18 protein-coding genes are annotated in these 21,146 nt (G+C 62.6%); 12 read left to right on the top strand and 6 right to left on the bottom strand.

Annotation, left to right across the window (positions count from 1 at the left end):
• Positions 1-68 precede the first annotated feature (68 nt).
• Both OUZ45_RS06070 and tdh read right to left on the bottom strand, forming a co-directional pair.
• Positions 69-3,725, bottom strand: a complete 3,657-nt coding sequence (locus OUZ45_RS06070) for a DUF748 domain-containing protein (RefSeq protein ID WP_266169041.1) — start codon at positions 3,723-3,725, stop codon at positions 69-71.
• Positions 3,726-3,899: 174 nt separating this feature from the next.
• Positions 3,900-4,934: an L-threonine 3-dehydrogenase gene (gene tdh / locus OUZ45_RS06065; RefSeq protein ID WP_266169040.1), complete on the bottom strand. Its 1,035-nt coding sequence runs from the start codon at positions 4,932-4,934 to the stop codon at positions 3,900-3,902.
• Positions 4,935-5,164: 230 nt separating this feature from the next.
• Between tdh and miaA the strand changes: the two genes are divergently transcribed.
• The 8 genes from miaA (at position 5,165) to OUZ45_RS06025 (ending at position 12,686) form a co-directional block, all read left to right on the top strand.
• On the top strand, positions 5,165-6,115 hold the full coding sequence (miaA, locus tag OUZ45_RS06060; protein ID WP_266169039.1) for a tRNA (adenosine(37)-N6)-dimethylallyltransferase MiaA: 951 nt from the start codon (positions 5,165-5,167) through the stop codon (positions 6,113-6,115).
• Between the two features lie 175 nt (positions 6,116-6,290).
• Complete coding sequence (hfq, locus tag OUZ45_RS06055; RefSeq protein ID WP_266169038.1) at positions 6,291-6,557, top strand: RNA chaperone Hfq; 267 nt, start codon at positions 6,291-6,293, stop codon at positions 6,555-6,557.
• A 140-nt stretch (positions 6,558-6,697) separates the two neighbouring features.
• Entirely contained in the window at positions 6,698-8,008 is a 1,311-nt protein-coding gene (hflX, locus tag OUZ45_RS06050) for a ribosome rescue GTPase HflX (RefSeq protein WP_266169037.1), read from the top strand.
• A gap of 364 nt (positions 8,009-8,372) precedes the next feature.
• On the top strand, positions 8,373-9,545 hold the full coding sequence (hflK, locus tag OUZ45_RS06045; RefSeq protein ID WP_266169036.1) for an FtsH protease activity modulator HflK: 1,173 nt from the start codon (positions 8,373-8,375) through the stop codon (positions 9,543-9,545).
• The gene (gene hflC, locus OUZ45_RS06040; protein WP_266169035.1) at positions 9,542-10,408 is read left to right on the top strand and encodes a protease modulator HflC; all 867 of its coding nucleotides are present in this window, start codon (positions 9,542-9,544) and stop codon (positions 10,406-10,408) included. Before hflK ends, hflC begins: the two co-directional genes overlap by 4 nt.
• A gap of 13 nt (positions 10,409-10,421) precedes the next feature.
• The gene (locus tag OUZ45_RS06035) at positions 10,422-10,622 is read left to right on the top strand and encodes a DUF2065 domain-containing protein (protein WP_266169034.1); all 201 of its coding nucleotides are present in this window, start codon (positions 10,422-10,424) and stop codon (positions 10,620-10,622) included.
• A gap of 77 nt (positions 10,623-10,699) precedes the next feature.
• Positions 10,700-11,992 carry an adenylosuccinate synthase gene (locus OUZ45_RS06030; RefSeq protein WP_266169095.1) on the top strand — a complete coding sequence of 431 codons (1,293 nt, stop codon included), beginning with the start codon at positions 10,700-10,702 and terminating at the stop codon, positions 11,990-11,992.
• 316 nt (positions 11,993-12,308) lie between these two features.
• On the top strand, positions 12,309-12,686 hold the full coding sequence (locus OUZ45_RS06025) for a hypothetical protein (RefSeq protein ID WP_266169033.1): 378 nt from the start codon (positions 12,309-12,311) through the stop codon (positions 12,684-12,686).
• Positions 12,687-13,074: 388 nt separating this feature from the next.
• Here OUZ45_RS06025 and OUZ45_RS06020 read toward each other — a convergent pair whose 3' ends face one another.
• Both OUZ45_RS06020 and OUZ45_RS06015 read right to left on the bottom strand, forming a co-directional pair.
• Positions 13,075-13,434, bottom strand: coding sequence for a hypothetical protein (locus OUZ45_RS06020; RefSeq protein WP_266169032.1), 360 nt, complete (start codon positions 13,432-13,434; stop codon positions 13,075-13,077).
• Positions 13,431-14,033, bottom strand: coding sequence for an NUDIX domain-containing protein (locus tag OUZ45_RS06015; RefSeq protein WP_266169031.1), 603 nt, complete (start codon positions 14,031-14,033; stop codon positions 13,431-13,433). Before OUZ45_RS06015 ends, OUZ45_RS06020 begins: the two co-directional genes overlap by 4 nt.
• Before the next feature lie 78 nt (positions 14,034-14,111).
• On the opposite strand from OUZ45_RS06015, the gene OUZ45_RS06010 reads away from it, so the two are divergent.
• The 3 genes from OUZ45_RS06010 to OUZ45_RS06000 all read left to right on the top strand — a co-directional run bounded on the left by OUZ45_RS06010 (position 14,112) and on the right by OUZ45_RS06000 (position 16,517).
• A complete protein-coding gene (locus OUZ45_RS06010) occupies positions 14,112-14,867 on the top strand; it encodes a DeoR/GlpR family DNA-binding transcription regulator (RefSeq protein ID WP_266169030.1) in 756 nt (251 codons plus the stop codon).
• A gap of 127 nt (positions 14,868-14,994) precedes the next feature.
• Entirely contained in the window at positions 14,995-15,273 is a 279-nt protein-coding gene (locus OUZ45_RS06005) for a helix-turn-helix domain-containing protein (RefSeq protein WP_266169029.1), read from the top strand.
• Positions 15,273-16,517, top strand: a complete 1,245-nt coding sequence (locus OUZ45_RS06000; RefSeq protein WP_266169028.1) for a type II toxin-antitoxin system HipA family toxin — start codon at positions 15,273-15,275, stop codon at positions 16,515-16,517. The genes OUZ45_RS06005 and OUZ45_RS06000 overlap by 1 nt, the downstream gene beginning before the upstream one ends.
• A 76-nt stretch (positions 16,518-16,593) precedes the next feature.
• Here OUZ45_RS06000 and OUZ45_RS05995 read toward each other — a convergent pair whose 3' ends face one another.
• The gene (locus OUZ45_RS05995) at positions 16,594-17,469 is read right to left on the bottom strand and encodes a LysR substrate-binding domain-containing protein (protein WP_266169027.1); all 876 of its coding nucleotides are present in this window, start codon (positions 17,467-17,469) and stop codon (positions 16,594-16,596) included.
• 176 nt (positions 17,470-17,645) lie between these two features.
• Here OUZ45_RS05995 and OUZ45_RS05990 point away from each other — a divergent pair, with 176 nt between their 5' ends.
• The gene (locus OUZ45_RS05990; protein WP_266169026.1) at positions 17,646-18,599 is read left to right on the top strand and encodes an alpha/beta fold hydrolase; all 954 of its coding nucleotides are present in this window, start codon (positions 17,646-17,648) and stop codon (positions 18,597-18,599) included.
• A gap of 99 nt (positions 18,600-18,698) precedes the next feature.
• Here the strand turns inward: OUZ45_RS05990 and OUZ45_RS05985 are convergent, their stop codons facing one another.
• Positions 18,699-20,588 (bottom strand): PKD domain-containing protein, encoded by a 1,890-nt coding sequence (locus OUZ45_RS05985; protein WP_266169025.1) that lies wholly within the window; start codon positions 20,586-20,588, stop codon positions 18,699-18,701.
• Positions 20,589-21,146 lie beyond the last annotated feature (558 nt).

Raw genomic sequence — 21,146 nt, 5'->3', positions numbered from 1 at the left:
GTGAGCCTTTGGGGGCGGTTGGAAAACCGCCTGGTGTGGGGGGGGAGGGGTGAGCCCTTGCGCGCCCCTCAATGCAATCCGAAATCCACCCGCGTCGTCTTGCCCTTATCGTCGATTCCTTCAGCCGTGAGCTTGGGGGCCTTCAACGACACGCGTTTGTCGTCGATCTTCCCCTTGAGCCAGGTCTGCACAGCCGCAGCGCGACGTTGCGCCAGGTCGCGCATGGCCTGGTCGTCGGCCTTCACGTTCGTCTCCAGCAGGCTGCGCATCTCGTCCGGTTCCAGCGATTTCTTCAGGCCGATGGCGTTGCGCGGCTTGTCGATATCGGCGTGCTTATAGGCGCGCGCGAGGAAGTGATCGTACTCATCCGGGGTAATCGACAACTCGGCCAATGCCGCCTCGGAGGTATCGGCGTTCTTGCCGGATTGGTCGACTGCTTTCTCCTTGCGCACCATGTCGTCCACGGTCACTTGGCGCAGCCCCTTCTCGTCCAGGGAAGGGTCCTCACGGCCGATGATGTCCAGGCTCAGTGCCTGCTTCTGGTTGAGTACGCCGACGATCTTGCTCAACCGTTCCTTCGCCGCCGCATTCAGCACGGCCGAGCCCGGATCGAATTCCACATAGCCCAGGTCTTCGTGATTGCCGCCGCCAAAAGCCGCACCGAGCAGTCGGAACGGTGCCGTGGCAGCCTTGGCGATGAGGTTGCCTATGGCGCGCCAGATCAGGCCGCCCATGCTGAACTGCGGGTCGTCCAGTGAGCCCGAAACCGGCAGATTCACATCGATATTGCCCTCGGTGTCCTTGAGCAGGGCCACCGCCAACTTCACTGGCAGGTGAGAGATGCCGGGGCTCTCCATGCGATCACCAAAGGTGAGCTGGGTGATGAAGATGTGGTTGTCGGCGTTGAGCTTGCGCTGGTCAAGCAAGTAGTGCACATCGACCGTCAACTTGCCCTGGGTGATCGGGTAGCCGGTGTATTTGCTGGAATACGCGCTGAGCCGGGTCAGTTCGACCTCGTTTGCCTTGCCCTTGATGTCGAGGAAGGCGACCGGTGCCAGCGGATTGATGGTGCCGCCGATGTCGACCGGCGAGTTGTCATCCAGCTGGGCCTGGACCACCAGGTCGGCCGGCGGGCCGCCTTCGGCTGTACCGAACGCGCCGATCTTGCCGGTGAGCTTGGTCAGGTTGGCGGTGTAATTGGGCTTGATGAAATTGTCGGTGTAGTTGAGCTGGCCGTTCACCAGAGTGATCTGGCCGATGAGAACATCCGCGGCGGGTGCCGCAGGCGTCGCAGGTGTTGTGGCCGCGGTGGCCGCGGGCGCGGGCTTTTGCGGCTCGGGTGCAGCCGGCACGTTCTTGTCCGCGCGGGTCACCGAGACGGGGGCCGTCTCTTCCTTGGCCACCACATCGGCCAGGTTCACGCGGCCGTTCGCGTTGATGATCATGCGGGCGTAGAACGCGTTCAGCACCAGGCTGCCCACGTGCATGCGCGGTGCGCCGGAGCCGTAAGTCACGTCGAGATTGTTGCCGGTCAGCGAACTCCAGCGCATGAAGTCGTCGCCAGTGAGCTTGTCCTGCACGCGCACTCGCTCAAGCGAGGCGTCACCCTTATAGGCCATCTTGGGCTGCGCGCCGCGACCGTCGTAGTGCAGCTTGCCCTTGCTGCTCATGCGGGCGCTGGAGATGACCACGTTCAGTGGCACGCTGATGTAGGGCGCGAACGTCGCGATGTCCAGCTGCTTGGTCGTCAGATCCAGATCGGCCGTTGCGGGCATCAGCTGTACTTTGCCGGCGGTCGAGAAACTGCCCTTGCCGATGCTGCCTTCCAGCTTGAGGTCGCGCGGCTGGTTGAATTTGTCGCTGAGGTTCTCGATGCCGCCGTTGAGCGATTGGACAGCGCCCTGCGCAGGCTTGTCGCCACCCACTGCGTGGTCCGTAAAGCGGACAGCGCCGTTCTCGATGCCAAGATGACCGATGCTCCACTGCCACGCCGGACCGCTGTCGGCCTTGGTGGCGACTGCGCGTGGTGCGCCCTTGGGTGGTGCGAACAACGTGGTCAAGCTGATGGTGTTGTTGGCGTTGCGTTGCACGTCCAGCTGCATGCCGGTTGCCACCAGACTCGCCAGCTGCGCTTGGCGACTGGCCAGATCGATCTGGGTAATGTCGGCTTCCAACTTGTCCCAGGCCACGGGTGCGCTCTGGCCTTTGGCCGGCGGCTCCAACGCAAAATCGGTGACGGCGGCATGGGCGGGCGCCAGGTGCACGTTGACGGTCTTGCCCCAATCGAGCTGCAGCTGACCCGTGGCATCGAGCTTGCCCTTGGCCGCGCGCGCAGCCATGGTCGAGCCTGCCATCGCCTGCAATGGCACCATGTCGACTTGTTTTAGCCCGAGCGCCGCACTGAGCTTTGCCGCAGCCAGATCCAGCGAACCTTTGGCACTGATGTCGCCGCCAAACAGTTGACCGCCAAGTTCGAGCTTGGCCGGAGGCGCAGCCAGCATGCTCAGGCCTTGCAGGTTGCCGTGCAGGTTGGCGAGGTCGAGCTTGTTCTGGTCGGCGTCGGTGTAGTGGATGGCGCTGCTGGTCAATGCCATCGAGGCCATGCGCAGGTCCGTAGGCGGCGCCTTCTTTTCCGCTTCGCCCGGAGCAGGGGGGCTGGTCAAGGTGTCGAAGTTGCTGTGGCCCCCGGCGCTTTGCGTGTAATAGACCTGCGCGCCGTCCAGCTTCATTGCACCCAGGTGGTAACGCGATATCAGCGGCTGCACGTCAACGAGCTCAGCCGATCCCTGCGTCAGCTTGGCGATGGCTTCGCCGTGACTGCTGTTGAGCGTGAAATCGTTCAGTTGCAGGTTGCCCGTGAGCTGCAGTTGCGGTGTCGGCTGCGTCTGCACGAAATGCAGTACCAGCTTGCCGCTCAGCAGGCCCTGCGGAATCGCTACCGGCAACGGTTTGGGTACATAGCTCAGATAGCGCGGCAGGTCGAAGCGATCGAGCTGAAAGTCGATGGTGGACTCATGTGTATTCGCGAACGGCTTGGTCTGGCCGTCGATACGCACGGAGCTGCCATCCACGCGCATGGCCAGCAGCGGCTGCACAAAAACGTCGGTCGCGCTGGGCAGATTAGCGATGAACGGTATGCCGACTTCCAACTGCTCGATCCGGTCATGAGCCTTCAGCACCTGGTCGTCGAACTGGATGTCGCCGTTGTGCACGCTGATGTTGGAGATGGCGAAACGGGCCGGCGGTGCGTTCGGCTCTGCTGGCTTGGAGGCGAAGCGATCGATCAGGTCGGAGAAGTTGAACTGATGCTCCGCCGTTCGCGTGATGTGGATCTGCGGGTGCTGCAGCGCCAGCTCGCCCAGCACCGGCGCCAGGCGGAACAAAGACGTCCACGAAGTGCGGACGGTCAATCGATCGACGTCAACGAAGGGCGACTTTCCGTCGCGCTCGCCGATGTGCAGCTGATCCACATCCAGCCGGAGCGTGTAGGGATTGAGGTGCACCTTGCCCAAGGTCACCGGGCGACCCAGCGCCGCGCTGGCACGCGATTCGACCTGGCCCTTGATGATCGACGGGGCGGCGAAGAAGCCGAACACGCCGAAAACCACCAACACCATGGCCAGGATCAGCAGCGCCTTGCGTACGCGATGCGAGCGATAGACCTTGAGCGCACGTTCGCGTCCGGCGGCCAGCCGGGAACGGCCCGGGGGACGTGTGTCTGCCATGCAGGTGATGCTCCGTCGATGTTGCGACCCGACGGCATGCGGCTACACCAGCCACACACTCCCTAACTTGACCTGTTTGCCGGTCGCGGGAGCGAGTTTACTCGTGCGTGAGACTTTTCTGCATGACTCCCTGCGCCATTTGACGAGGGAGTCATCGTTCGCTTCAGGTCGCGGTCACAGCCAGGAGCAGACGACCTTGCCGCAATGGCCGGCATCCATCAGGTCGAAACCTTTCTGGAAATCGTCGATGTGAATCTGATGGGTCAACACCTTCTGCAGCGGAAAGCCGGTGAGCACCATCTGGGTCATCTTGTACCAGGTCTCGTACATGCGGCGGCCGTAGATGCCTTGCAGGGTGAGGCCCTTGAAGATCACCTTGTCCCAGTCGATGCCGGCGCCCTTGGGCAGGATGCCGAGCAGGGCGATCTTGCCGCCGTGGTACATGCACTCGAGCATGTCGTTGAAGGCGCGCGGGTTGCCGCTCATCTCCAGGCCTACGTCGAAGCCTTCGATGTGCAGGTCCTTCACCACGTCCTTCAGCGATTGGTTGGACACGTTCACCACGCGCGTGGCGCCCATATCGGCAGCGAGCTTGAGGCGGTAGTCGTTGACGTCAGTCACCACCACGTTGCGCGCGCCTACATGCTTGGCGATGCCGGCGGCGATGATGCCGATCGGGCCGGCGCCGGTGATGAGAACGTCTTCGCCGATCAGGTCGAACTCCAGCGCGCAATGCGCTGCGTTGCCGTACGGGTCGAAGAACGCGGCCAACTCGGACGGAATCTGGTCCGGGATCGGCCACAGGTTGGAGGCCGGCATGGTCATGTACTCGGCGAATGCGCCGTTGCGGTTCACGCCGATACCAATGGTGTTCGGGCACAGATGCTGGCGACCGGCGCGGCAGTTGCGGCAGTGGCCGCACACGATATGGCCTTCCGCCGATACGCGGTCGCCGATCTTATAGCCGGTCACGCCCGGGCCGATCTCCACGATGCGGCCGACGAATTCATGGCCGATGGTCAGGCCGGGCTTGATGGTGCGCTGGCTCCATTCGTCCCACTTATAGATATGCAGGTCGGTGCCGCAGATCGCGGTCTTCTCCATCTTGATCAGCACCTCGTTGGGGCCGACCTCCGGCATGGGCACTTCTTCCATCCAGATGCCCTGTTCGGGCTTGCGCTTGACCAGGGCTTTCATCGTCTGCGACATGGGACATCCATCGGCTGGCCCGTAGAGCGGGCGGGGAAACGGCAATTATAGAGGGGCTGCCCGGTTCATCGCCTTCGTGCAGTGCAGCGTTGCCGCATGGGGTGCCTCGCACTATGGTCGCAAGTTTGTGCGGCTGCCCGGCCTCAAGCGCAGCGACGCGGCGAGCATCCGTCGCAAGGGAGCGGGCTTTTTCCTGGCTGCGAAGTGGTCGACGCACCTACAATTTCGCGATGCCTGCCGACCAGCGCCCACTCGCCATCTTTCTCATGGGGCCCACCGCTTCGGGCAAGACCGCACTTGCCTGCGCGTTGAGCGAACGCTTTCCCGTAGAGCTGGTCAGCGTGGACTCCGCGCTGGTCTACCGCGGCATGGATATCGGCACGGCCAAGCCCGACGCGGCGACCTTGACGCGTTACCCGCATGCGCTCATCGACATCCGCGATCCCTCCGAGCCGTATTCGGCGGCTGACTTTCGCGCCGACGCATGGGCGGCCATGAAGGCCATCACCGCACGGGGCAGGGTGCCGCTGCTGGTCGGCGGCACAGGTCTGTATTTCCGCGCGCTGCAGAAAGGCCTTTCCAGTCTGCCCGAAGCTGACACCACCATCCGCCAGCGACTGACGGAAGAGGCGGCCACGCTCGGCTGGCCTACCATGCACGAGCGCCTGCGGCAGCGGGACCCAGTGGCTGGCGCTCGCATTGGACCCAACGATGCGCAGCGCATCCAGCGCGCTTTGGAGGTGATCGAACTCACTGGCCGGTCGCTCTCCGAACAGCAGCAGGGCGGCAACGGCGAGCGTTTCCCCTGGCGGGTGCTCAAGTTAGCGCTGTTGCCGGCGGACCGCGCGCCGCTGCACGCGCGCATCGCTCAGCGCTTCGACGTCATGCTGGCGCAGGGCTTTCTCGGCGAAGTGCGCCAGCTGCGTGCAAGGGGCGACCTGCACGCCGATTTGCCGGCCATCCGGGCGGTAGGTTACCGCCAGGCCTGGGAGCAGCTGGATGGTCTGACCAGCGCATCCGAATTCCGCGACCGCGGTGTGTTCGCCACCCGCCAACTGGCCAAACGACAGATCACCTGGCTGCGCAGTGAGCTGGATGCCAGGGTGCTGGACCCGGATCGGCCTTGGCTGGAGGAGCGTGCGATGGATGCCTTGAGCCTGTTCTTGGGCAACCCACGGTAGGAGCCCCGGCTAGTAGATCTTTGCGTCGACTTCACAGGCCGTTCGCTGCCCCGTCCATCGGCGCCTAGTGCCCTTTCATCAACGATTTAAAAGTGGTTAATATTCATCGACCTTGGGCCGGGGCGCCGCGTGCGTCTTTTATCCGGCCCGTCCGTTGCGAGGGGGAGAACATAAAATGTCCAAAGGGCAGTCATTGCAAGATCCATTTTTGAACGCATTGCGCCGCGAGCGCGTCCCGGTCGCCATCTATCTGGTCAACGGCATCAAGCTGCAGGGAACTATCGAGTCCTTCGATCAGTTCGTGGTCCTGTTGCGCAACCAGGTCAGCCAGATGGTTTACAAACACGCCATTTCCACCGTGGTGCCAAGCCGCAACGTGCGGATGGGCAACGGCCACGATGGGCACGTCGATGCCACGGTCACTTCCGACGCAGAAGGTTGATTCAGGGCACGGAATGACCATGTGATAGAGGTCGCAGGGCGGAAGCCCTGCGACCCGGCGTGTAGCCACTACACTTTCGCTCCGCTTCGGCCGCACAGCGGTTCGACGCCGGAGCCCTTCGCATAGGTCATTCCAGCTCAGTGTTCGATAGACAAAAGAAAGGCGAGCGCGCCGTACTCGTGCTCCCGCATTCCCGCGGCGAGGGCGACACCGCGCGTCGCGCCGAAGAATTCGCCGAGTTGGTGAAATCCGCCGGGGCCGAGGTGCTGGGGAGCATCTCCGCCCGCGTCGAGGATCCCAACCCGCGCTACTACATCGGTAGCGGCAAGGCCGATGAGGTGGCCGAAATGGCTCGTGCGCTGGAAGCCGACCTGGTGTTGGTCGACCACACCCTGTCGCCAGTGCAAGAGCGCAACCTCGAAAAGCACCTGAAGGTGCGCGTGGTCGATCGCGCGGGCCTGATCCTGGACATCTTCGCCCAGCGCGCCCGTTCGCACGAAGGCAAGCTCGAAGTGGAGCTGGCCCAGCTCAAGCACATCGCCACCCGCCTGGTCCGCGGCTGGACCCATCTGGACACCCAGCGCGGCGGTGCCATCGGCAACCGCGGTCCGGGCGAAACCCAGTTGGAAACCGACCGCCGCCTGCTCGCCGAGCGCGTGAAGATGCTCAGCAAGCGTCTGGAAAAAGTGCAGGTGCAGCGTGGTCAGCAGCGTCGCGCGCGCCTGCGCAACACCGTGCCGCGGGTGGCGCTGGTGGGTTACACCAACGCCGGCAAGTCCACGCTATTCAATGCGCTCACCTCCGGAGAGGTGTTCGCCGCCAACCTGCTGTTCGCCACGCTCGATCCCACCGTGCGCAAGCTCGATGACCTCAGCTGCGGCCCGGCCGTACTGGCCGACACCGTGGGTTTCATCCGCGAGTTGCCGCACGACCTGGTCGCCGCCTTCCGCGCCACCCTGGCCGAAGCTCGCGACGCCGACCTGCTGCTGCACATCAGCGACGCCGCCGACGAGGAGCGCGAGTACCTGCATCGCGTGGTCGACCGGGTGCTGGATGAGATCGACGCTGGCGACGTGCCGCAGTTGCGTGTGATGAACAAGATCGACCTGGTCGATACCCAGCCGCGCATTGATCGCAATGCCGAAGGCCGCCCGGTCGCGGTGTGGTTATCGGCCGCTACCGGCGTCGGGCTGGATTTATTGCGCCAGGCGCTAGGCGAACTGCTGGGTGGCGAGCGCGTGCAATCCGAATTGCACCTGCCGCTTACAGCGGGCCGCCTGCATGCTCGGCTCAAGGCTGCCGGAGCCATCGCCAGCGAGGCGGTGGACGAGGACGGCTGGCGCCTGCGCATCGACGCACCCCGCAGCGTGATCGCGCCGCTCAGTGGTGGCAGCCTCGCTGAAGCCGAGCTGCTTCGCGAACTGCTAGGCCCCATCGAACAAGACGCGTAGGGGCGCACCCTGTGCGCGAAAGCCCGGCATCGCCGGGCCAGTCCTCCAAGTGCAAGGGCGCGACCCTATCGGGCTGTTTCACTCGGGCCATCCCTGACCCTCGCCCTTCAGGCGGCTTCGCCGTGCAAATCGGCAATCCTGCCGGTTTGTCGCGCACAGGGTGCGCCCCTGCAAATTGGGCGATGTCCTAAAGGCAGGGCCGCACGACTCCCTCGATCACCTCTGATAGAATGTCCGCTGTTTGTGCGGCTTCCGTGCCAATGGGCACCCTTGCCACCTCACTACTCGTCACCATGTCGCAATCCGACCAAGGTGTTTTCCGGCCAATGTTGCCGGCCTCCCAGCGGCCTCAAGGAGACTGACAATGGCCTGGAACGAACCCGGTAACGGGCGGCGTGATCCCTGGGGCAAGAATCGGCAGACCGGCGGCAAGCCGGGTCTGGACGATATGCTCAAGCAGTTGCAGAACCGCTTTGCCAAGCTCGGTGGTGGCCCCGGTGGTCTGCTCACCATCGTGGTGGCGCTGGTGCTGGCTTCGCTGCTGCTCAGCAGCTACACCATCGTCGATGCCCGCCAGGCTGGCGTGGTGCTGCGCTTCGGCCAGTACGCGCGCACGCTGGGTCCGGGCTTCCACTTCAAGCTCCCGCGTCCGATCGAGACCATCTCCAAGGTCAGCACGACCGAGATCCGCTCGGTCTCCGACAAGGTGCGCATGTTGACCAGCGACGAGAACATCATCGCGGTCGACTTCAACGTGCAGTACCAGGTGTCGGATGCCCGCAAGTATCTGTTCTCCGTCAGCGGCCAGCCCGAGGACACCTTGCGCCAGGCCGCTGAAGCCGCCGTGCGTTCGGTGGTGGGTGCCAATGTGATGGACAACATCCTCACCAGCCCGGGTGTGGAGCCGGTTGTGGCGACACCCGCCCCGGCTTCGACCGCCGCCGCACCGGTCGTGGCGGCTCCGGTCGCCGTCACCCAGGCTGCCGCCGCTACGCGCGACACCCTGCAGCAGCAGACGCGTGAAATCCTGCAAGCCACGCTCGACGGCTACAACTCCGGCCTCTCCGTCACCGACGTGAGCTTCCAGAACGTGGCGCCGCCGCAGGAAGTGAAGGACGCCTTCGACGACGTCAACGCCGCGCGCGAAGACAAGCAGGGTACTGAAAACAATGCCCGCGCCTACGCCAGCAAGGTGGTACCGGTCGCCCGCGGCGAAGCAGCGCGCATCGCCGCCCAGGCCCAGGGCTATGGCGCCGAGCGCGTGGCGCATGCGACCGGCGACGCCGCTCGCTTCAACCTCATCCTCAAGGAATATCACGCCGCGCCGGAGGTCACCCGCCGCCGCCTGTGGTTGGAAACCGTCGAAGACGTGATGTCCAACAATCCCAAGGTGCTGGATGGCACCAACGGTCGCAACATGATCTACCTGCCGCTCGACCGTGCCGCTGGCGGTGCCGTCAAGGAGCTGCCCAGTGTCGGCACCGTGATGCAGTCGGCCGGTAACGTCGAGGCCGCGGGCAAGGAGAAGCAGCCATGAAGTTCCTCGCGGGCATTTTCGTCGTACTGGCCGTGCTGCTCGGCTTCAACAGCATGTTCGTCGTGCACGAAGGGCAGAGTGCTCTAGTGCTGCAGTTCGGCCGCATCGTGCGTACGGGTGATACCCCCGGCCTGCATTTCAAAGTGCCGCTGATCCAGCAGGCGCTGCTGTTCGACAACCGCATCCTTACCTTGGAGGCGCAGCCCGAGCGCTACTTCACCTCCGAGAAGAAGAGCGTCAACGTCGACTTCTATGTGAAGTGGCGCATCGCCGACAACGCCGAGTATTACCGCGCCACTGCCGGTTCCGAACTGCAGGCCGCCAACCGTCTCACGCCTATCGTGAAAGATGCGCTGCGCTTCGAGTTCAACGCGCGCACCCTGCAGGAACTCATCGCCGGTGGCCGCAAGGACATCACCGAGCGCGTGCGCAAGCAGACCGACGCTACCGCTCGCAAGAGCCTGGGCATCGCCGTGGTCGACGTGCGCATCAAGCGCATCGATCTACCCGACGAAGTCAGCGAATCCGTCTACAAGCGCATGCGTGCCGAGCGCCTGCAACTGGCCAACGAACTGCGTTCCACCGGTCAGCAGGCCGCCGAAACCATCCAGGCCGATGCCGACCGCCAGCGCCAGGTGCTGATCGCCGACGCCGAGCGCGACGCCGCCAAAGTGCGCGGTGAAGGTGACGCGCAGGCTGCCGCCATCTATGCGCAAGCTTATGGGCAGGACCCGGAGTTCTTCGCGTTCTATCGAAGCCTGGGCGCGTACCGTAAATCGTTCGAAGACGGCAAGGGCGTGCTGATGCTCAAGTCGGACTCGGAGTTCCTGCGTTACTTCAACGACGGCAACAGCAAGCGCTGAACAGTCACTATGGATGTCGCCTGATTTTATGTCGCATGACCTGGCTGCTGCCTTGTGTCTGGTGCTGGTGATCGAAGGGCTGGTGCTCTTCGCCGCGCCGCGCAGCTGGCAAACCATGGTGCGCGAGGCGCTGAAGATGGAGCCTAACCGCCTGCGGATCTTCGGCGCGGTGGCCATGGTGGCCGGGTTGCTGTTCCTGCAGCTGGTGCATTGACGCGCCGCTGCCACACGAATTCATTTCCACATCACTCCGGCCTCCCGATGGGGCCTAGTCAAATGAGCGAGAAGATCATGGGCAAGTCAGTCGTAATCCTCGGCGCGCAATGGGGCGACGAAGGCAAAGGCAAAATCGTCGATCTGCTGACCGAACGCGTAGGCGCCGTAGCGCGCTTCCAGGGCGGCCACAACGCCGGCCACACGCTGGTCATCAAGGGCAAGAAGACCGTGCTGCACCTGATCCCCTCGGGCATCCTGCGCGACGACGCGCTGTGCCTGATCGGCAACGGCGTGGTGCTGTCGCCGGCCGCGCTCAAGCAGGAAATCGAAGAACTGGAAGCGAACGGCGTCAGTGTGCGCCCACGCCTCAAGATCAGCCCCGCCACCCCGCTGATCATGCCTTACCACATCGCCGTGGATAAGGCGCGCGAAATCGCCGCCGGCAAGTCGGCCATCGGCACCACCGGCCGCGGCATCGGCCCGGCGTATGAAGACAAGGTCGCCCGCCGCTCCATCCGCGTCGCCGACCTCATGTACCCGCACGAGCTGCCCGAGAAAATCAAAGCCGCCGTCGAGTACCACAACTTCATCCTCACCCAGTGGCTGAAGGCCGAGCCGGTTGACTACCAGCAGGTGCTGGACGACGCGCTCGCCTACGGCGAATTCATCCGTCCGATGGTCGACGACGTCGCCACCATCCTCCACGACGTGCGTCGCGACGGCGGCAACATCCTGTTCGAAGGCGCGCAGGGCGCGCTGCTCGACATCGACCACGGCACCTACCCGTACGTCACCTCGTCCAACACCACCGTCGGCGGCGCACTCGCCGGCACCGGCGTGGGCGCGAACGACATCGACTACGTGCTCGGCATCTGCAAGGCCTACGCCACCCGCGTCGGCAGCGGCCCGTTCCCGACCGAATTGAACGACGAGATGGGCGAGCGCCTGCGCAAAGTCGGCAACGAATTCGGTGCCAGCACCGGCCGCCCGCGCCGCTGCGGCTGGATCGACCTCGTCGCCCTCAAGCGCGCCGTGCAGATCAACGGCATCAACGGCCTCGCCATCACCAAGCTCGACGTGCTCGACGGCCTGCAAACCATCAAGGTCTGCATCGCCTACGAATACCGCGGCAAGCGTCGCGAACTCGCTCCGCTCGACGCGGACGGCTGGGACGAGTGCAAGCCCGTCTACCTCGAATTCCCGGGCTGGGACGAGTCCACCGCCGGCATCCGCGACTGGAACAAACTGCCTGCTGCTGCGCGTGCCTACCTGCGTGCGGTGGAAGAGCTGTCCGGCTGCCGTCTGGCGCTGGTCGCGACCGGCGCGGATCGTGATGACACGATTGTGTTGGATGATCCGTTTGCATAACCGCGCAGGCGTGATCGCGCTGACAGAAAAATGGCCCCGCGTAGCGGGGCCATTTGTTTTGTGGAGCTGCGAGTTATTTGTAAGGCGAGTCCTACGCGCATGTTAGGTATTGCCTTTTGTGATGCCTGCGCCTTTGGGTGCAGCGTTGCTGGCCGATGATGCTTATCGCCTTTGCGACGGGATTTTGTTGTGGCACAGTGGCGAGCGGACAACGGCGGGGATGTGTTTTATTGAATCATGTTCTCGGGCTGGCACTGCTTCGAGCCCAAGTTTTCCGTGTGTTAGTGATCATCAACGTTCAATGGAGGAATCGTCAGTGAAGACTAAATCGCTTGCTTTCATGCTCTCTCTTGCCGGGCTCGTGAGCTACATGCCTGTTGCGTTCGGCGCGGGTTTCTCGGACGACGCAAAGGTCGTGGGAACGCCGGCCGCGGGGAGCAAGTTTTCGAAGATCCAGCCGGGCATGTATTCCAAGCAGGTCACGGATCTCATCGGCCCACCCACCGACCAGAAGGCCTATCAAACCGGCAAGGCTTGGATTCCCTTCCATTTCGGTGGCGACAACTATCGGGTCGCGTATATGTACAAGGGTGAGGGAGAGCTGACTTTCTCCGGCGGCGGCATTGGTGACATTGGGTCGCTGAAGCTGATCAAGATTACCGTCAATCCCCAGGAATCCGGTTACGTTCACTGATCGCTGGTATTCGTGGCTCTGAAAAAAAAAGGCCTCGCGATGCGAGGCCTTTTTTTAGTCATAACGTCGCGGTCGTTGCCCGTGGTGTGTGTTGACGCGACATGGATAACGACAGGCCGGAGTCTCGTTCGTGAGGGGGCGACTGGCAGGTGGGATTGATGATCCTGGCCTAGGGCGGCGATGGAATGAGTGTGAGCTGCGTCACTTTGTGATGTGGCGCTTTTCCTACTTCTCGGTAGTCGCGCGCTGGCCGTCCATCCAATTGTGAGATGCATAAAAGATATGAAGCTGCCGCTTCCGTATCGTCGCGCGCAGCCATGGTCGGTTCTAGGCCCCGATGGTGGTCAGCGGGTCGGGGGCGCAAGCCCCTTGGCTCGCGCATAGATTTTTAGGCTGGCAGTTCGTCCAGCGCTCGATACACCGGCATGCCCAACCCCGTTGCTATACGCACATCCTCGTCCGCGCCTTTGGATGCACCTTCGATGCGCCACACAGCATCGCAACAACGCAGCAGGCGATGTGCGACGGGGTAGAGAAAGGCTTCACTGATGGCGTCGCCGGGTGTGGTGGAGCCGGCTTCGCGCGCCAGCGGCAGAGCCAGCCATTCGCCGATAACGGGCACGTGGCCGCGTTCGTAGGCGGATAGCGCGGCGCGTTCCAGCGCTTGCAGGTTGCGGGCGATTTTGTCGGGATCGCCATCGGTGCCGCTGCGATAGGGGCCGGCGATGAGGATGAGTTGCGGCGTCATGGTGTGCTCTCGCGCATGGCGAAGATATGCATGGCGGCGTATTGCAGCAGCATGATGGTTTTGCCGTCGACGATCTCGCCGCGACGGACCATGGCCAGCGCGTCGTCGAAGGGCAGTTCCAGTACTTCGATGTCTTCACCTTCGGCTTCGAGGCCTCCGCCGTCGCTGACTTTCGACGATGCATCGTATTCGGCGACGAAGAAGTGCAGCTTCTCGGTGACGGAGCCGGGGCTCATGAAGGCTTCGAACACTTTGCGCACTTCGCCTACGCGATAGCCGGTCTCTTCTTCCACCTCGGCGCGGATGCGTTGCTCGGGCGTGGCGTGGTCGAGCAGGCCGGCGGGGGCTTCCACCAGCATGCCGTCGTGGCCATTGACGAAAGCGGGGAAGCGGAACTGGCGGGTAAGCACCACCCGGCGCTGCGCGGGTTGGTACAGCAGCAGGGTGGCGCCGTTGCCGCGATCGTAGGTTTCGCGCTGCTGGCGCTGCCAGGTGCCATCGGCACGGCGGTAGTCGAAGACAGTTTTCTTCAACAGGTACCAGTCGTTGGACAGGACCTGGCTGTCGATCACGCGGACGCGCTCGGCGATTTCGCTCATGACACGGCTCTTGTCAGGGGGTACTCAACAACGTATCGTGCAAGTTCGTGCAGTATCAATTAATTTCGTGCAAATGTCATGCTGACCACCCATCGCAAACAAGCCATCCTGGCCGCGCTCAAGCGGGACGGGCAGGTTGTTGCCAAGACTCTGAGCGAGTTGTTCGGGGTTTCCGAAGACACCATCCGCCGCGACCTTCGCGAGCTGGCGGCGGAAGGCTTGTTGCAGCGGGTGCACGGCGGCGCCTTGCCGTCGTCGCCGGCCGCCGCGGACTTCGCGCATCGCGAGCAGATCAGCACGGAGTCGAAGTCCGCCATCGCGCGCAAGGCGGCGGAACTGATCCTGCCGGGGCAGGTGGTGATTCTCGATGGCGGCACCACCTGCGTGCAGTTGGCGCGGCATCTGCCCCCCACGCTTCAAGCGACAGTGGTCACGCATAGCCCCAGCGTCGCTGTCGAACTGGTAAGCCATCCCGGCATCGAGGTGGTGCTGATCGGCGGTCGCTTGTTCAAGCACTCCGTCGTCGCTGTCGGCGCGGCGGCGATCGAAGCCATCAGCCATATTCGCGCCGATGTGTACTTCATGGGTGTCACCGGCGTACATCCCACTGCAGGCTTAAGCACTGGCGATCTGGAAGAGGCCTACGTCAAACGCGCACTCGCTGAGCGCGCGGCGGAAGTGGTGGTATTGGCATCGGCGGAGAAGATCAACGCGGCGTCGCCGTATGTGATTGCACCAGCAACAGCGGCGAACACCATCGTGGTGGAGGGCGATACGCCTGAGGAGGCGACCGCGCCATTGGCTGGGCTTGGTATCGCGATCCTGCGGGCCTGATGGAATCAACCCATGCGCCGTCGAGATGGAGTCAGTGGGAATGTAAGTTGGTCATTGTCGACTTTCGTTGACATGAGGCGGGGGCAAGGGTAAAAGTCGGCTATTGACGACTTATTCGGTCTTTCTCATGTCAAATAGACAAAAGTCGATAATTTCCAACTTTTCTGAGCGACCCAGAAAGCATGCGCGCACGGGCGACGACCCGGACGCGCTCGCGCTCGGCGATACCGCTCGCAGCGCCCGCATTCAAGCTGGTTTGACGCAGGATCAGCTGGCCCTGACATCGGGTGTGGGGCGGGACACCATCATGGCGATCGAGAATGGGCGCGGCAGCGTGGGGCTGGGCAAGGCGCTGCGCGTACTGAAAGCGCTTGGTTTGCGCATCGTGCCCCAGGAGCGCAGCTGATGCTCCATGTCAGGCACGGTGGGCAGGCGGTCGGTGAATTGCGTGCGCAGGGCAGGGCACTGACGTTCCGTTATGAGGCTTCATGGCTTTCACGTTCGCATGCGTTTCCATTGTCGCCACGGTTGCCGCTTCAGGAAGCCGAGTATCTTGGCGATGAAGTATTGAGCTTCTTCGCCAATCTGCTTCCCGAAGGCACGGTTCTCGACACGCTTCGCAAACTTCAGCGACTCCCCAAGGGGAATGTCTACAAACTGTTGGAGGCTTTCGGCCGCGAATGCGCTGGTGCTTTTGAGCTGGTAGTGGAACCTGACACCAACGCACAAGACCCATCGTATGAGCCCTACCTCGTAGAGCAGTTGCGCGGAGATCTGGTGGCGCTGCGGGACAACATTCCGCTACTGCAACGCCATGGGGAACTGCGCTTGTCGCTGGCTGGAGCCCAGAACAAGATTCCGGTTCGTTATGCCAACGGCGTGTTGAGCTTGCCTGTTGGCGGTGCGGCATCCACGCACATTCTTAAGCCGGCACTCCAACCGGAAAAGTTATATCCCGATGCGGTGTACAACGAGGCTCTGTGCATGCGGCTGGCGACTGCGATAGGTCTGCCGGTCGCGGCGGTTGAGTTGTTGACCGAGCCGGAGCCCGTGTTGCTGGTCGAGCGCTTCGATCGGGTCGTCGATCGCGCGAGCGTGCATCGCCTGCATCAGCTCGATTTCTGCCAGCTGGCTGGACTCATGCCGGACCAGAAGTGCGAGGCGGATAGTGGCCCGGGTCTGGTCGACGTATTTGCCATCGTGGACCAGCGTAGCGCGTTGCCCGCGCGCGATCGTTTGCAACTGGTGGATTGGCTGCTTTTCAACTATCTCATCGGCAACGCGGATGCGCATGCGAAGAACGTGGCGATGCTGTATGGCCACGATGGTCGCCTGCGCCTTGCGCCTGCCTATGACCTTGTGTCGACAACGTATTGGTCCAGCCTTTCGGACAAGCTGGCCATGAGCATCGGCGGCGAGGGTCGGCCCCGATGGGTAATGCAGCGTCATTGGCAGAAGCTTTGCGATGAGGTTGGTTTGAATCGAACACAGCTTCGTCGACGCTCATTGGGGCTGATCGCGGCCGCCGGTAAACATCTGGTAGGCGTAGCGGATGCGCTCGGTCTAGCGCAGGCATCCCCCTTGTTCAGACACATCGAGCAGACCGTCGCCAAGCGAGGGCGCTGGCTGGAGGATCGGTTGGTGGCCTGATGGCAGCGGTGTGATGCGTCAAGGTGTTGTGAGGAGTGACTTCGCGCCTCGCCACCATCGCCGCCTTCCCTTCCGGCTACGGATTCGCTATTTCCATCAGCCAATGCCGAAAGACCGTCGCCGGAGCCGATTCGATTCGGCGTGTTGGCGACACCAGGTAGTAGGCGCCTGGCGCGGTGATCGCTTGCTTGCCTATCCTCACCAGCGCACCTGTCGCGATGGCGTCGGCGACCAGCACGCTTCGGCCCAGTGCCACGCCATGGCCGGCTTCAGCGGCCTGAAGCAGCAGTGCCGAGTCGCTGAAGATGGGACCCCATGCGGATGCGTCCACGCTTTCGCCGGTCTGCTCGGCCCAGCGCTCCCAGGATTGAAAGTCGTCGCGTAGCAAGGTGCAGGCTTCGAGCTTCGACGATTTGTGCAGCTTTTTCTGGGTGGCGTACTCGGGTGAGGCGACCGGGAAGATGTGCTCGTTGAATAACTTTTCGCTGCGCAATCCGGGCCAGTTGCCATCGCCGTAACGAATAGCGAAGTCGGCCTGCTCGGCATCCAGATCGATCAAGGTTGGCGTTGCGTGCAGTTTGAAGTCGATATCCGGATGCTCCCTGAGAAAGCTGCCCAGTCGCGGCATGAGCCAGCGGCTGACCAGTGAGGGCGGCGCCGTCACGGAAAGGCGCCGCGAGTCCTGCGAGCGCAAGGATTCGCCGACGGAAGAAAGTTGCTGCAGGAAGCCCTGGATCACCTCCAATAACTTCTCCCCTGCGGGCGTCAGCGATACATCATGCCGGTTCCGCTGGAACAGCTTGGTGGCATAGAACGACTCCATCGCCCGGATCTGGTGGCTCACCGCGCTTGCGGTCAGATGCAGCTCTTCGGCCGTGACCGTGAAGTTCCGCAATCGGCTGAGCGCCTCAAAGGTGCGCAGCGTGTGCATGGGCGGTAGTACGTATCGCATCCGGTCATCTCATGGATTGAACGGCATTCATCCTGCCGTGAAAAATCATCACTTCACTGCTGCCGTTCGCCACCGAATACTGACGCCCGCGCCGATCGGTATTCGGTCAGCTCGTCATCCCGGCTTTCGCCGAAGTCACGAGTCAAAGTGAAGTTTGCCACCTTGCCGGAGAGATCATGAAGCTGTTTGCGTTGCTCCTGTCGTTGCTTGCTTTTTGCGCAACCGCCACCGCGGCTGAGACCTCCGCCCTTCACGAGGGCTGGCAGGAGGTGGATGGCTTGCATCTCTTCTATCGCGAGGCAGGTGATCCTGCGGACCCGACCGTGGTCTTTCTGCACGGCAACCCGTTGTCTTCCATCATGTACGTCAAGGTCATGGAGAGCCTGGTGGCGCATCAGCGGGTGCATGTCATCGCGGTCGACTACCCGTCCTTTGGCTATTCCGATGCGCCCAGTCATACGGCTTACCACTACACGTTCGATCATCTGGCGCAGACGGTCGCCGACTTCCTCAAGGTTCGCGGCATCTCGCGCTACAGCCTGTACATGCAGGATTACGGCGTGCCGGTGGGCTTCCGTCTGATTAGCGCCAACCCGCAGGCCGTCGCAGCCATCATGGTGCAGAACGGTGTGATTCACCTGGATGGTTTTCCCTCCGCGCAAGACCCAAATGGCGAGCTGCGCCGTCATTGGGCGACGCGCAACCAAGCAGTCGATCAGCGGCGCGCCGGCTACATCCGCGCGTTGGCCTATCCGCAAGCCAACGGTTGGGAGGATGAAGATCACGCCGGCCCCGATGCCGTGTCTATGATGATCGCGGCGGTACAGCGCCCTGGTGTGATCGAGGCGCGCAACGACCTTTGGTTCGACTATGGAACCAATGTCGGCCGCTATCCCGAATGGCAGGCCATGCTGCGCAAGATGAAGGTGCCGGTGTTGGTGCTATGGGGCAAGCGCGATCAGTTCTTCACGACCCCGGGTGCCTTCGCCTATCTGCGCGATGCGCCTCAAGCGGAAGTGCATATTCTCGACTCGACCCATTTCGCAACGCTTGATGCGCCGGATGTGGTGGCTGAATTCGTGGGAGGGTTCTTGGTCCACCATCGCGCCGTGCTGAAGCAAGCGCGTTAAGCCAAGCCGTCGGGTGAGACAAAGAGAAACGGGGCTGCTTTCGCAGCCCCGTTTCACTAGGCCGGCAAACGCTATAGAGCGCTGCCGTGTCAGCACCGCTTACTGCACGTTCAAGGCGGTGTCGTCCACCACGAACGAGGTCTGCAACGAGGCATCTTCCGTGCCCGTGAACTTGATCGTCACGGTCTGGCCGATATAGGCGTTGAGGTTGTAGCTGTGCGCTGTGTAACCCGCCGCAGCGTTGAGGTTGGAGAAGGTGGCAAGGGTCTTCAGCACAGTGCCGCTGCTGTTGAGCACCTGCACGTTCAACTTGTCGTACGCGGTGGTGGTGGTGGTCTCGGCCGTGTCGATGTGCAGATAGAACGTCAGCGTGGCCGAGGTCTTGCCGGCCGGGATGCTGACCGTCTGCGACACCGTGTCGGTGTGGGTGCTGCCGTAGCCGTCGAGCCATGCGAAGCCAGCGCCGCTATGGGCGGTTTCGCCCGCGCAGCTGCTGTTGGTGCAGTACACGCCTGCCGTCATGGTCCATGGCGCTGCAGTGCCGCTCTCGAAGCCCGGGTTGCCTAGCAACTGGCTGCCGCCACCGCCGCTGCTCACCGTGACCGACGAGGTCTTGCTGCTGGTTTTGCCGCTGACGCTGTCCGTCACGGTTTCGGTCACGCTGTAATTGCCGCCCGCCGCATAGGTGTGGCTGGGGTTGGTCGCGGTGGAGGTGCCACCATCGCCGAAGGTCCAGGAATGCGACGAGATGGTGCCGCCGCTATCGGTGGAGCTGTCGGTGAAGTTGGCGGTGAGGCCACTGGTGGTGAAGCTGAAGTTGGCCGTGGGGGTACCGCCGCCACCACCACCACCGCCTCCGACGATCGGGTGCGAGAGGTCGCACTCGTTGGTGTCGTTGGACCAGGTGCTCTGCATCGCGTAGGTGCCATTACCCATGGTCACGTTGGCGGTGGCACCTTGACCGGAGCTGATCCATGCGCATTCGTCGCCGTTTTCCTGGCCATTGAAGCTGGAGCCGGTGTGATTGGTCCAACCGCCGGCCGGGTTCTGGTCGGTGATGGTTTCGGCGTACTCGTGGCCTTCCACGATGGAGAAGCCATCGTTAGTACCGGCGGACCCGCTGTTGACGGAGTTCTGGCCGCAGCTGGTGCCCATGTCGCTGACGTACGGCATGTTGGTGAAGGCGATATCGCCGTATGGCGAGCTCACGCCCTGATCCCCGTTGTAGTCATGCCATGCGCAGAACTGACCCGTGGAGGTGTTGAAACCGTCCGGATGGGTGCCGGTCGGCGACAAGATTACGTACTGCACGTAGCGGTTGGACGCGGCCGTGGTATTGCCGAAATGTGCCGCGGCGTTGATCGCTTCCTGAGCGAGCTGCGCCCCGGTGGCTTGCGACGGCGAGGCGACCGAGTTGTCGTACCAGATGTCGGCGAAAGCACCGCCGGTGGGATAGCCGATCAACGGTGCGCCGCTGGGACAGGAGGTGGCACCCGATGCGACGCTGGGGCCATCGCAGTATTGGGTCATGGTGCCGGACCACAACTCGCTACCGGTACCCAGACCTTTGAACAGGTTTTGCAGGTAGGGCACGGCGCCGTTGGCATCGCCCGAGAAGGTTTTGTTGCCGTTGGCATCCGTGCCTTCGGTGCCCCACTGGCTGCCGTAGACCACCAGGTACACCTTGGGCGTGCCGCTGGTGACACCGATACCGTCGATGCCGCCGCCGTAGCTGAGCGTTTCGGTGCCGGTGACTGCCGTGGTAGCCGCATGCAGAGCGGCGTACTGCTTCATCTTGCTGTTTGCTTCACGGGTGGGAACAGCGCCATGGCGATACGAATGGCCATAGCTCGGTGCATAAGGATTGCCCCCTGCTTGCGCAGCGTTGTTGCCATTGCTGGCATTACTTCCATTGCCTGTAGCCATCGTGCTGCCGGCCAGCGTAAGCAGGGCCGTAGCGGCGGCTACTGTGATAAAACGACCTTTCATGAGTCACTCCCAGTTGAGGTTTTTTGGGGACAAACACGCCCGATGCGGCCGCGTGGACCCCATGACAAGACACAAGTCGGCACCTGCGTGCCGGTCAATGCTTTGTTGCCTCTCCACGGATCCCGAACATCCGTAGTGCTGGCCCCCTGGTCTGTTCCATGACCGACAGCGAGTGGATGACGCTTGGCGACGTATGCCTGCGTGATATCGCCCTGGGATCATTCGTCAACCGCTCCTCCGGTTAACGAATTGACGACGATATAAATAGGTTTTTACGTGCGGTCAATTGGAAATTTGGAAGTATTTCCTACGATTCGTTTTTGGGTCATTGGATGCAGCCAAGAAAACGCAATATTCTTCGCCATCATTTTGCGATTTTCTGAATCGGTAACGATTTTCATTGCGCCGAAAATGGCGTGGTGATGCGGCTTGCCAAGGCACGCTGTGGCGCGTCTTGCGCGTGGCTTGCGAATACCTGTCGAGGGTAGTCGGGGCTGTTTTCAGGCAATCGTTTTCCACAGCAATTTATTGCGTAGCTAAAAACGGGTTTGTCGTCAC

The sequence above is a fragment of the Dyella subtropica genome (assembly GCF_026283965.1).
Lineage (GTDB): Bacteria > Pseudomonadota > Gammaproteobacteria > Xanthomonadales > Rhodanobacteraceae > Dyella_D > Dyella_D subtropica.
Note: the sequence above shows the minus strand (reverse complement) of the source record. Positions and strands in the feature narration are given on the sequence as shown.